This is a genomic window from Streptomyces sp. AHU1, assembly GCF_045343905.1.
GTDB lineage: Bacteria > Actinomycetota > Actinomycetes > Streptomycetales > Streptomycetaceae > Streptomyces > Streptomyces triticiradicis.
The window spans coordinates 7529140-7541349 of the sequence record NZ_CP174283.1; the positions used below are offsets into that span (position 1 = coordinate 7529140).

At 73.0% G+C, this 12210-nt stretch carries 9 protein-coding genes; 6 read left to right on the top strand and 3 right to left on the bottom strand.

The features are described 5' to 3' along the window. Position 1 precedes the first annotated feature (1 nt). From ACICHK_RS33340 to ACICHK_RS33365, 6 genes are all read left to right on the top strand, one after another. Entirely contained in the window at positions 2–1279 is a 1278-nt protein-coding gene (locus ACICHK_RS33340) for a condensation domain-containing protein (RefSeq protein WP_406839801.1), read from the top strand. Beyond that, the gene (locus tag ACICHK_RS33345) at positions 1276–1968 is read left to right on the top strand and encodes a thioesterase II family protein (protein ID WP_406839802.1); all 693 of its coding nucleotides are present in this window, start codon (positions 1276–1278) and stop codon (positions 1966–1968) included. The genes ACICHK_RS33340 and ACICHK_RS33345 overlap by 4 nt, the downstream gene beginning before the upstream one ends. Further along, positions 1965–3380: a serine hydroxymethyltransferase gene (gene glyA, locus ACICHK_RS33350; protein WP_406839803.1), complete on the top strand. Its 1416-nt coding sequence runs from the start codon at positions 1965–1967 to the stop codon at positions 3378–3380. Before ACICHK_RS33345 ends, glyA begins: the two co-directional genes overlap by 4 nt. Next, positions 3377–5800: a non-ribosomal peptide synthetase gene (locus ACICHK_RS33355; protein WP_406839804.1), complete on the top strand. Its 2424-nt coding sequence runs from the start codon at positions 3377–3379 to the stop codon at positions 5798–5800. The genes glyA and ACICHK_RS33355 overlap by 4 nt, the downstream gene beginning before the upstream one ends. 78 nt (positions 5801–5878) lie before the next feature. Then, on the top strand, positions 5879–6397 hold the full coding sequence (locus tag ACICHK_RS33360; RefSeq protein WP_406839805.1) for a flavin reductase family protein: 519 nt from the start codon (positions 5879–5881) through the stop codon (positions 6395–6397). Positions 6398–6623: 226 nt separating this feature from the next. Next, positions 6624–8441 (top strand): ABC transporter ATP-binding protein, encoded by a 1818-nt coding sequence (locus ACICHK_RS33365; protein ID WP_406839806.1) that lies wholly within the window; start codon positions 6624–6626, stop codon positions 8439–8441. Positions 8442–8478: 37 nt separating this feature from the next. On the opposite strand, the gene ACICHK_RS33370 is transcribed toward ACICHK_RS33365, so the two are convergent. From ACICHK_RS33370 to ACICHK_RS33380, 3 genes are all read right to left on the bottom strand, one after another. Continuing rightward, entirely contained in the window at positions 8479–10215 is a 1737-nt protein-coding gene (locus tag ACICHK_RS33370) for a GAF domain-containing protein (RefSeq protein WP_406839807.1), read from the bottom strand. A gap of 203 nt (positions 10216–10418) precedes the next feature. Continuing rightward, the gene (locus ACICHK_RS33375) at positions 10419–11141 is read right to left on the bottom strand and encodes a CBS domain-containing protein (RefSeq protein WP_406839808.1); all 723 of its coding nucleotides are present in this window, start codon (positions 11139–11141) and stop codon (positions 10419–10421) included. A 125-nt stretch (positions 11142–11266) separates the two neighbouring features. After that, positions 11267–12082 (bottom strand): SAM-dependent methyltransferase, encoded by an 816-nt coding sequence (locus tag ACICHK_RS33380; protein ID WP_406839809.1) that lies wholly within the window; start codon positions 12080–12082, stop codon positions 11267–11269. Positions 12083–12210: the final 128 nt, after the last annotated feature.

Consider the following 12210-nt stretch of genomic DNA (forward strand, 5'->3'; position numbering starts at 1 on the left):
CGTGGACACCTCCGGCCCGCTCCACGCCGAACGGCGTGCCGCCACCGCGACCGAACGCCAGTTCTGGTTCGCCGAGCGGATCGCACCGGGCTCACCCGCCTGGCGCGTGCTCAGCACCGTGCGCATCGACGGCCCACCGGACCGGGAGGCACTCGCCGCCGCAGCGGCGCGGGTGGTCGCCCGGCACCCCGCGCTGCGGTCGGTCTTCGCCCCCGCGGACGGGGAGCTGTGGTGCGCGACGGTACCGCCCGCCGAACCGCCGCTGCTCGAACTCCCGCCGGGCACCGCCTTCGACGCGGCCGCCCGCGAACTGGCCCGCACCGGGCTCCTCGACCCCGGCACCGGCCACCACGTGGTGCTCGCGCTCACCGAGGACCCGGGCGACGCCCCCGGCGCCACCCTGTACGTCCTCACCCACCACCTCGTGTACGACGGACTGTCCCACGAGGTGTTCACCGCCGACCTCGCGCGGGCCCACGCCCGCGTCGTCGCCGGGGAGCCCGAACCCGCCCCGCTCGCCCGTCCCGTCCCCCGGCCTCCGGACGCCGTCCGGCGCGACGAACTCTCCGCCTACTGGCGGACGGCGCTCGACGGCGTGCCCGATCTGCCGGGGGACGACGACGGTCCGACCCAGCGGGAGCTCGCCCGGACCGAGCCCCACGGCCACGTCGTCCGGTTCCCCGACGGGGTGGGCGCCGCGGTGCGGGAGGCGGCCAGGCGCCTGGCCTGTCCACCGTTCGCCGTGCTGCTCACGGCGTACGCCCAGGCCCTGTACGACCTGTGCGGCGCCGAGGACTTCTGCATCGGCACCCCGGTGTCGACCCGGACCCCGGACCTGGAGGACGCGATCGGCTGCCTGCTGACCACACTGCCGGTGCGGATACGGCTGCCCGCCGCGGCCGACGCGTGCGAGCGCACGTGGACGACGTTCACCGACGGTCTGTTCCACATGGACCTCCCGCAGGACGACCTGGTCCGTGCCGTGCGCACCCGTCCCGGCCGCCGCATGCCCCTCTACCAGGCCCTGTTCGCGTACGAGAGCTGGCCGCGTCCCGTGCACGACGCGGGCCCGGTCCGGATGCGGACCGAGCCCGTGACCCCGCTCGGCACCCAGGCCGAGGTCCTGTTCCAGTTGAACGAGCTGCCCGGCCGGCGCCTGGAGGGGATGCTCCAGGCCCCCGCCGGCGGGTTCTGGGCGGGATGCCTGGCGAAGCTGTCGGACGCCATCGAGCACCGGCTCGCCCTGCTCACGAACACCACCGAGGAGATCGCCAGATGACACTAGTGATGTGTCTGCCGTACGCGGGAGCCGGTGCCGGCGTCTACCGCTCCTGGAAGGCCCTGGCCACCGACCGCGCTCGGGCCGTACCCATCCAACTACCGGGCCGGGAAGAGGAGTTCTCCCGGCCCCGCTACACCTCGTTCCCCGAGTGCGTCGCCGACGTCACCCGCCGCGTCACCGAGGCCGCGGCCGGCGAACCCTTCGCCGTCTTCGGCCACAGCTTCGGCGGGCTGATCGCCTACGAGGTCACGCGCCATCTGTACGAGACCGGAGGACCGCTGCCCGAGCGGCTGATCGTCAGCGGCACGCGCAGTCCCCGCCACCGCGGTTACTCGGGCCTCAGCGACGACGACGACGAGGCCGTCGACCGGCTGAAGCAGGACAGCCTGCGCGGTTTCGAGGCGCTCGACCACCCTGAACTGCGCGCCATCCTGCTGCCGACGCTCCGCTCCGACGCCCGGCTGCTGGAGCAGTACGGCGACTACCGGCCCGAGGTGTGCGACCCGCTGCCGGTCCCGCTCACCGCTCTGCGCGGTGTGTCGGACACCCTGGCCACCCCGGAGGGGGTCGCCGACTGGAAGACCTTCACCACCGAGGACTACGCGGAGTACGAGATGCCCGGCGGCCATCTCTACCTGCTGGACTCCATGCCGGAACTGTGGCGCCTGATCGAGGAGCAGCTATGACCGTTGCCCACCTGCCCCCGCTTCCGGCCGCACCGGAACACGGCCAGGACCGGCTCGCCCACGCGGGACTGGCCGAACTGCGCCGGGAGGACCCGGAACTGGCGGACCTGCTCGACGCGGAGGTCCACGACCAGGACACCACCCTGGCGATGATCGCGTCGGCCAGCATCGCCGCCCCGTCCGTCCTCGCCGCGAGCGGCTCCGCGCTGTCCAACGTCACCGCCGAGGGCTACCCCGGCGCCCGCTACCACCCCGGCGCGGTCAACTTCGACGAGGTCGAACGGCTCGCCGTGCACCGCGCCAAGGCCCTGTTCGGGGCGCGGTACGCCAACGTCCAGCCGCACTCGTGCTCCTCCGCCAACCTCGCCGTGCTCGCCGCCCTCGTGCCGCCCGGCGGCACCCTGCTGGGTCTCGGCCTCGACGCCGGCGGCCACCTCACGCACGGCTCCCCGGCCTCGGTGACCGGACGGCACTACGAGGCCGTGCACTACGGCCTCGACAGGAACGGCCTGATCGACTTCGAGCACGTCGCCGAACTCGCCCTCGAACACCGCCCCACCGTGCTGATCGCCGGCGCCAGCGCCTACCCCCGGACCCTGGACTTCGCCCGCTTCCGGGAGATCGCCGACTCGGTCGGCGCCTACCTGCTGGCCGACATCTCGCACATCGCGGGCCTGGTCGCGGCCGGTGAGCACCCCAGCCCCGTCGACCACGCGCACATCACCACGACCAGCACCTACAAGCAGCTCGGCGGCCCGCGCGGCGGAATCATCCTCAGCGGTCGTGACCACCGGGCCCCGGGCCCCGACGGGCGCACTCCGCTGGACCGCCTGATGCAGCGGGCCGTCTTCCCGCAGACCCAGGGCACCCCCGCTCCCGCGTCGATCGCCGCCAAGGCCCGGGCGTTCGCGCTCGCCACCGAACCCCTGTTCACCCGCACCGCGCGGCTGACCGTCTCCGGCGCCCGCGCGCTCGCCGCCGAACTGGCACGCCTGGGGCACCAGGTGCTCACCGGCGGGACAGACAACCACATGGTCCTGATCGACCTCCGCGCCAGCCGGCTCACCGGAGTCGTCGCCGAACGGGCCCTGGAGGAATGCGGCATCCTCGTCAACCGCAACCGCATACCGGACGACACCCGGCCGCCCCTGGTCACGAGCGGCGTCCGGCTGGGCTGCAACATCCTCGCCCAGCGCGGTATGGGTCCGGAGCACATGCGGGAGTGCGCGGAACTCCTGCACGCCGTCCTGACCGCCACCACACCGCTGAGCGACACCGAGTACCGCATCGACCCCCACCAGCGCGTCCATCTCCGCGAGCGGGTAAGGGCGTTGTGCGCTCGCCACCCCCTGCCGCACGCGACCGCCCGGGCCGACGACCCCGGTGCCCTCCGGACAGGAGCCTCCCTGTGAGCCCAGACATCGTGACCGCCGATGCCCCGGTCGCCTGGCCCGCCGTGCTCGTCCCGGCCGACCGGCCGCGCCGCGCCGGTGCCGACCCCCGCGCGACCGGCCTGGTCCGGGGCACCCTGGCCGTGCGGGAGGACGGAGCGGTGGCCCACGACCTGCTCGTCGCCTGCTTCGCGGCACTGCTGTACCGCCTCACCGGCCAGGAACTGATCGCGATCGCCACTCCCGACGGCATCACCGGACATGCCGTCGCCGCGGACTCCAGCACGGCCGACCTGGTGGCCGGCCGTACTCCCGTGACCCCCACCGCGGACGCGGGCACACCCCTGGTGGCGGTCGCCCACGGCGCCGGACCGCAGGACGTCCCGCCGTTCGAGCTGCACCTCGCCCTGGACCGGCAGGACGGCGAATGGACCGCTGAACTGCGTTACGACGAGCGGCTGTTCACTTCCGACACGGCCGGTCGCCTCCTCTCTCGGCTGCGCATCCTGACGGAGAGCGCCCTCCAGGAGCCGCACGCACCGGTTTCCCGGCTCGCCCTGCTCACCGCCGAGGAGACGCACCGGGTCCTGACCGAGTGGAACGACACGTCGGCCGACCTGCCGCACGGCACCTGTCTGCACACGGCGTTCGAGGAGCGGGCCGCGGCCGACCCCGGGGCGCCCGCCGTCGTCCACGACGCCCGCACCTGGTCCTACGGGGAGGTCAACGCCGCCGCCAACCGGCTGGCCCACCGCCTCCGGCAGGCCGGCGTGGGCCCCGACGTACGGGTCGGACTGTGCCTGGAGCGCTCCGCCACCCTGCTCTCCGCCGTACTGGGCATCCTCAAGGCAGGCGGCGCCTACGTGCCCCTCGACCCGGACTACCCCGCCCAGCGGCTGACCACCATGCTGGAGGGCACCTCCTGCGCCGTCGTCGTCACCGACCGGCTCCGGGCCACGGTGCTGCCCGCCCCGTCGCCCGGCACCGAACGGCTGGTCGTCCTGGCCGACGGACTCCTCGACGGTACGGCGCCGGAACTCGCGGACCAGCCGGAGACCGACCCCGGTGGGACCGCGGGCCCGGACGACCTGTGCTACGTCATCCACACTTCCGGCTCGACAGGCCTGCCCAAGCCCATCGCGCTACGCCACCGCGGTGTCGTGAACAACCTGGCCGACCTCAACTCCCGCTACGGCGTGAGCCCTTCGGACCGTGTCCTCGCCCTGTCCTCGCCGAGCTTCGACATGTCGGTCTACGAATTCCTCGGCATCACCGCGGCCGGCGGGACCGTGGTGGTGCCCGAGGCGGACCGCGCCAAGGACGTGGCGTACTGGGCCCAGCTCTTCGCCCGGTACGACGTCACCGTCTGGAACTCCGCCCCGGCCCTGCTGGAACTGCTCACGGAGCACCTGGAGCACACCGGTGGCGCGGTTCTGGCCCGGCTGCGGCTGGTCATGCTCGGAGGCGACTGGGTCCCGGTGTCCCTGCCCGACCGGGTCCGGGCGTTCGCCCCCGACGTCCGCTTCATCGTCCTCGGCGGGGCCACCGAGGCGTCGATCCACTCCACCCTCTACGAAGTCGTGGAGACCGACCCCACCTGGACGAGCATCCCCTACGGCCGGCCCATGGCCAACCAGCGCGCCTACGTCCTCGACGACGTGGCGCAGCCGGTCCCGCCCGGTGTCGTCGGCGAACTCCACCTGGCCGGCACCGGGCTGGCCCGCGGCTACCTGGAGCGCCCGGACCTGACGGCCGAACGATTCCTGGACTGGTCGTACGGTGATGTGCGCGACCGCCTCTACCGGACCGGGGACCTCGCCCGCTGGCGCCCGGACGGTGTTCTGGAGCTCCTCGGCCGCAAGGACTTCCAGGTCAAGCTGCACGGGCTGCGCGTCGAACTGGGCGAGATCGAGGCCGTGTTGCGTGCCCATCCCGCCGTGCGGGAGGCCGTCGTCACGGCTCGGGAGGACGCCGGCGGCGGCCGGCAACTGGTCGGTCACGCCGTCACCCACCCCGGTCCGGCGCCGCGCCCCGACGAACTGCGCGCGTACCTGGCCAAGGCGCTGCCCTCGTACATGGTGCCCGCCGCGGTGCTCGTCCTGGACGAACTGCCCCTCAACGTCAACGGCAAGCTCGACCGCAAGGCCCTCGGCGCCCTCGCCCCCGCCCCGGACGAACCGGGCCCCGGCACGGCGGCCACCGAGGCTCCGGTCGGTGCCTGGGAGGAGTACGTGGCCGCGGTGTGGCAGGACGTCCTGCGCGTCGACGCGGTCGGCCGCGACGACGACTTCTTCGCGCTGGGGGGCGACTCCATGTCCGCCCTGCGCTGCCTGACCCGCATCGGCAACGGCCTGCGCTGGCCCGACCTGTTCCGCCGTCCGACGGTCCGCGGGCTCGCCGAGCACCTCACCGCCGCCGGTTCCACGCCGCCGTCCGCCTGACGCGTGCCGGCCCGGTTCCCACCCGGTGGACCGGGCCGGCACGCCCGCTTCCCCGCACACGTCCTTGGAGGAGAAACCGTGACGGTTCACACCGGCACCGACGCGCTGCCGCTCACCGCCGAGGCGTTCCGATCCGTCTTCCGTCACCACGCGGCGGGTGTCGCCGTGGTGACGGCGCACGTCGGCAGACCGGCCGGCTTCACCGCGACCTCGCTCTCCTCCGTGGCCGCGGTCCCGCCCACCGTCTCGTTCTCCATGAGCACGTCCTCGTCGAGCTGGCCCGTCTTCCAGGACGCCTCCCACGTCGGGGTGCACATCCTCGCGGAGAGCCAGCGGGACCTCGCGGCGACCTTCGCCACCACCGGATCGGACCGCTTCGCCGCGCCCACCCGCTGGCGGCGGGGCCCGTGGGGGGTCCCGGTGCTCGACGGGGTGCTGGCATGGCTGGTGTGCCGGGTCGAGACGACCGTCCCCGCGGGGGAGCACCGGCTGATCGTCGCACGTGCCGTCGCGGCGGAGCCCCGCCCCGGCGGGCGCCCGCTGCTGTACCACGACCGCGCGTACGCCCGGCTGGGCGACGGGGAACCCCGGACGTGATGCCGAACGGCCCTGTCGGCACGATGCCTCCTGATCCCTCGGCCGAGCGCGTACGGCCCTCCGGGACGGGCCGGTGGCCGAGAAAAACGCTTGGACCGCGTGGCCGCCGTCACGGGACGATGTAGTCCCTGGCCCGCCATATCCGGACATCGACGTCCTGGTGAACCACGGACGGCGTGGACCGCGGACGGCGCGGCGGGCCGCCGTACGACGACACAGGGCTGTGATGGCATCTCCTGAATCGCGCAAGGCACTGCCGGGCAGGGGCCCGGTGCTCCTCGCACTCCGCTACTACGGAAGGGAGCTGCGCAGACTCCGGTGGCTGACCGTGACCGGCATGCTGATGCCGGCGCTGGGCAACATCGGCATCAGCTACGTCGCGCCGCTCGTCGTGGCGAAGCTCGTCGGCCGTATCGCGGCCGACGGCAGCGGTGTCTCCGTCGGCGCCGCGCTGCCCTACGTCCTCGTCTTCGGCGGTGTCCTGCTCCTCGCGGAGGCGTTCTGGCGCCTCGGCCTGCACTGTCTGAACCGCCTGGACGCGCTCGGCATCGAGCGGCTGTACGTGATCGGCATGGACGAACTGTTCGCCAAGGACGCCTCGTTCTTCCACGACAACTTCGCCGGCTCGCTGACCAAGCGGGTGCTGAGCTTCGCCTCCCGGTTCGAGGAGTTCGTCGACACGATGACGTTCCAGGTCATCGGCAGCCTCGTGCCGCTCCTCTTCGGGTCGGTGGTGCTGTGGCGCTACGAACCGCTGCTCGTCGTCGGGCTCCTGGTGATGATCGCCGTGACGGCGGTGTGCGTGGTGCCGCTCATCCGCCGCCGCCAGGCGCTCGTCGACCAGCGGGAGGAGGCGATCGCCCGGGTCTCGGGCCATGTCGCGGACAGCCTGATGAACATGGACACCGTCCGGGCCTTCGCCGCCGAGGAGCGCGAGGCGGCGGAACACCGCTCCCGGGTCGCGGCGTCGCGGCGGCTCACCCTGCGGTCGTGGGACTACGGCAACCTGCGCATCGACACGTTCGTCGCGCCGATGTCCGTCCTGACCAACGCGCTCGGCCTGCTGCTCGCGATCACGCTCGGCGGGGGCGGGCACGGTGTGGAGGCGGTCGTGGTCGCCTTCACGTACTACGCCAACGCGACCCGGATCATGTTCGAGTTCAACCAGATCTACCGGCGCCTGGAAAGCGCGATGACGGAGGCGGCCCAGTTCACCGAGCTGCTGATGACACCGCCGACCGTGCTGGACCCCGTCGCTCCGGAGCCCCTGCGGCCCCGCGCCGCCGACGTCCGCTTCGAACAGGTGACCTTCACCCACGGCGGCGCGAAGCCGCTCTTCACCGGGCTCGAACTGGCCGTCCCCAGCGGAGCGAAGATCGGTCTGGTCGGCCGCTCGGGCGGGGGGAAGACCACGCTCACCCGGCTGCTGCTGCGGATGACGGACATCGACGGCGGCCGCATCCTGATCGGCGGCCAGGACATCAGCAGACTGCGCCAGGCCGATCTGCGCAGTCTGATCGCCTACGTGCCGCAGGACCCGGCGATGTTCCACCGCACGCTGCGGGACAACATCGCCTTCGCCCGCCCGGACGCCACCGAGGAGGAGATCCGCCGGGCCGCCGAGGCGGCCCACGTGACGGAGTTCGCGGACGCCCTGCCGGACGGTTTCGCGACCATGGTCGGAGAGCGCGGCATCAAGCTGTCCGGCGGCCAGCGCCAGCGGGTCGCCCTCGCCCGCGCGATCCTGCGCGACGCGCCGATCCTGCTGCTCGACGAGGCGACCAGCGCCCTGGACTCGGAGAGCGAGATCCTCGTCCAGTCGGCGCTGTGGCGTCTCATGGAGCGGCGCACCGCGCTCGTGGTGGCGCACCGGCTGAGCACGGTCGCCGGCATGGACCGGCTCGTCGTCCTCGACCGCGGGAAGATCGTCGAACAGGGCACGCACCAGGAGCTGCTCGCGTCGGAGGGCGCCTACGCGAAGCTGTGGCGCCACCAGTCCGGCGGCTTCATCGACGACAGTCCCGCCCCGGCCGACCAGCACTGAACACGAGCGGGCCGGGGGGCGCCGGGGACGACGCGGGTCAGGCCGGGTCGTCGTGGTGCAGCGGCACCGTCCACTCCAGGACGGTGCCGCTCGGCTCGTTGGCCGTCAGGGCGCAACTGCCGCCGAGGTGCTCGGCGCGGGTGCTGATGTTGCCGAGGCCGCTGCTGCGGGTGACGTCGGGGCCGATGCCGCGGCCGTTGTCCGCCACCCGCAGCCGCAGCGTGTCGGCGGTGACCTCGGCGGTGACCTCCACGGCCGTGGCACGGGCGTGCCGGGCCGTGTTGGACAGGGCCTCGCGCAGGACCGCGAGCACGTGTTCCCGCTGCTCGTCGGAGACGTCGGTGTCCAGCAGCCCGCTCATGCGCAGCGCGGGGGCGAAGCCGAGCGTCTCGGCCGCGCGGCCCACCTCGGTGACGAGCCGGGCGCGCAGACCGGCGGTGGCGTCCGACCGGTCGCTCTCCCGCAGGGCGTAGATCGTCGAGCGTACGACCTTGATCGTGTCGTCGAGGTCGTCCACCACCCGCTGGACGCGTTCGGCCACCTCGGGCCGGTCGGTGAGCCGGTTGAGGACCGACTGCAGGCTGAGCCCGCCCGCGAAGAGCCGCTGGATGGCCAGGTCGTGCAGGTCGCGCGCGATGCGGTCACGGTCGTTGAGCACGAGCAGCTGTTCCGCGTCGCGGCGGTGCTCGGCGATCTCCAGGGCCAGCGCCGCGTGGCCGGCGAACCCGGCGATCATGTCGATGGTGGCGTCGGGGAACGCGGGGCCGCCCTGCCGGTTCGCGACCTGGAGCACGCCCCGCACCCGTTCCTGGGTGCCGAGCGGGATCACGAACGCCGGGCCGAGATCGAGGACCGACGCGCTGCCCGTCCCGGTGCGCGGGTCCTGGCTGAGCGAGGGGCTGACGATCCTCTCGCCCGAGGCGTACACCTTGGCCGCCAGACTCGTCCCGTCGGGCAGGGTCAGCCCCCGCACCCGCTCGGCGTCGAGCCCTTCGGCGGACTCGATGACCAGGTCCGTGGTCCCGGTCAGCGGCAGTGCCAGCGTGACCAGATCCGCGTCGGACAGCTCCCGGACCGTCGCCGTGAACGCGTGCAGGACGTCGACCGGATCGGCGCCCGACAGCAGGGTGCGGGTCAGCTCGCTGCTCGCGGCCAGCCAGCGCTCGCGGCGCCGGGCGTCGTCGTACAGCCTGGCGTTGTCGATGGCCACACCGGCCGCCGCGCCGAGCGTGCGCAGCACCGCCTCGTCCTCGGCGTCGAACTCGGTGCCGCCGTGCTTCTCCGTGAGGTACAGGTTGCCGAAGACCTTGTCGCGGACCTGCACGGGCGTGCCGAGGAACGTGGTCATCGGGGGGTGGCCGGGCGGGAATCCGACGGAGTCCGGGTGGTCGCTCAGGACGGGGAGCCGCAGCGCGTGCGGCTCGCGGATGAGCAGGCCGAGGATGCCCTCTCCCCGGGGGTAGTGACCGATGCGGGCGATGGTCTCCTCGTCGATGCCCACCGTGATGAACTGCTTGATGCCGCCCTCGTCGCCGAGGACGCCGAGCGCCCCGTAGCGGCAGTCGACGAGCTGCACCGCGGACTCCACTATCTGCCGCAGGACCACGTCGAGGTCCAGATCGCTGCCTATCGCGAGAACCGCCTCGAGAAGGGTGTGCACCCGGTTCTGGGTGCCGCGCACACGCTGCACCTGCTCCTGCAGGTCCTCCAGCAGTGCATCCAGCCGGAACTGCGGGGCCGTCGGCTCCTCCGGAAGGTGTGCGCTCTGGTCCATTCGAGATCCCCTCCACTTGCCGCCCGTCGAAGCCATGATGCCCGACCGCCCGTGCCCGCGGTCGGGCACCTGCTCGGATCGCGGCGGCGGCTTCGGGGACGGAAAGGGGAGGAACAGGTGCGGAAGGGGCCGGGAGAGGGCGTGGGCGGCCCGTGACGGCCGGGTTCTGGGGCGTTCGTACGTCCCGGCCGCCCGGGCGCGGCTCAGTGTCCGGCCATCCACCGGGGGTCGGTCAGCTGTGCGGCGTGCCGCTCGGCGGGGCGGGTGTCGTCGACGCGGAACGTCAGAGCGCTCATGACCCCGACGACACCGTCGACCCGCCAGGTCAGCCGGATCGCCTCCGGGATCTGGCTGCGGTGCTGCAGCTGCCCCTCCAGCGTCACCACGCCGTCGCCGACCGAGACGGTCACGGCGTGCGGCGGCAGCGACAGCGCGTGCACCAGCACGTCGTCGGCGACCTCCCGGCGGATCTCCTCGTCCGTCCGCAGGAAGACCCGCAGCAGGTCGCGGCGGGTGGCGATCCCGATCAGCCGGTCCTCCTCGTCCACCACCGGCAGCCGCTCGACGCGATGACGCTCCATGACCCGGGCGGCATCGGCGACCCGCTGCTCCGGATGCACGGTGATCGCGGGCGTCGACATCAGCTGCTCCACGGTCGTGGCGCGGGCGCCCCTGGTCCGGGCGGCCGTCGCGCCGCACGCCGTCCGCCGCCTGCGCCGCAGCACGCCTCCCCGGCCGGGCCGGGCCGCCTGCAGACGCAGCAGGTCGGTCTCCGAGATCACGCCCACGACCTTGTCGTCGTCGTCCACGACCGGCAGTCCGCTGATCCGGTACCGGTCCAGCAATCGGGCCACGTCCTTGTAGGACATCTCCCGGTGCGCCCCGACGACCTCGCTGGTCATCACCTGCCCGACGATGAGGGTCATCTCGCCATCTCGCTTCCTGCTCCGACGGCTTCCCAGTGTTCCCCTCCGGCACCCCTGGGGGCAGGGGCCGACCGTCCCGGCCGACAGGGCCAAGTGCCCGGGCCGAACATCCTCGGCCCCGGCACTCACCGGCTCTTGAGGCCGACCCCGCCGTACAGCGACACCGGCCCGTCGCCGATCGGGGTCTCGCCCTCCGCGAGTTCGGGACGCCAGTCCTTCACCGGGACGACACCGGGCTCGACCAGGTCGAGACCCTCGAAGAAACGGCTCACCCCGGCGTGCGAGCGGCCCACCAGGGTGACACCGCCGCGCGCGTACGCCTCGATGCCCCGCCGGACCTCCTCCGGCTCGAAGTCGGCGGTCATCGCGGACAGCGACAGGAAGCTGCCCGGCGCCAGCGCGTCGACCAGGGTCCCGACCAGCTCGTACGCGCCGCTGTCGTCGGCGACGAAATGCATCAGCGCGATCAGCGACAGGGCCACGGGACGGTCGAGGTCGAGCACGCGCGCGGCCTCGTCGAGGATCTTCCGCGGCTCGCGCACGTCCGCGTGGACGTACTCCGTCACCCCCTCGTCGGTGCCGCGCAGCAGCGCCTCGGCGTGGGCGAGGACGATCGGGTCGTTGTCGACGTACACCACCCGAGCGTCCGGGGCGGTGCTCTGCGCGATCTGGTGGAGATTGGGCTCGGTGGGAATGCCGGTGCCGATGTCCAGGAACTGGCGGATTCCCGCCGTACGGACCAGATGGCGGGTGGCGCGCTGCATGAACCAGCGGTTGCTGCGCGCGGCCCGTTTGGCCCCGGGGTCACGCGCCGTGATCTGCTGCCCGAGCCGTTCGTCCACCGGGTAGTTGTCCTTGCCGCCCAGGTACCAGTCGTACACCCGTGCCGGATGCGGCCTGCTGGTGTCGATCCCGTCCGCGGCGGACTCCGTCCCCGTCATACGACAACTCCCCGTTCCGCCGGTCCTGTTCACCCCGTCGGCCCAGGTCCGGCGGAGGTGCGCGAGCAGTCTGCCATCCGCGCGGGGGACGGAGCGGAGGGCCGTCGGTCTTCGGCCACCGGCCCGGC

Coding starts and splice junctions, on each gene's coding strand:
- ACICHK_RS33345 (WP_406839802.1), top strand. CDS start 1,276: ATGACACTAGTGATGTGTCTGCCGTACGCGGGAGCCGGTGCCGGCGTC.
- glyA (WP_406839803.1), top strand. CDS start 1,965: ATGACCGTTGCCCACCTGCCCCCGCTTCCGGCCGCACCGGAACACGGC.
- ACICHK_RS33365 (WP_406839806.1), top strand. CDS start 6,624: ATGGCATCTCCTGAATCGCGCAAGGCACTGCCGGGCAGGGGCCCGGTG.
- ACICHK_RS33370 (WP_406839807.1), bottom strand. CDS start 10,215: ATGGACCAGAGCGCACACCTTCCGGAGGAGCCGACGGCCCCGCAGTTC.
- ACICHK_RS33375 (WP_406839808.1), bottom strand. CDS start 11,141: ATGACCCTCATCGTCGGGCAGGTGATGACCAGCGAGGTCGTCGGGGCG.
- ACICHK_RS33380 (WP_406839809.1), bottom strand. CDS start 12,082: ATGACGGGGACGGAGTCCGCCGCGGACGGGATCGACACCAGCAGGCCG.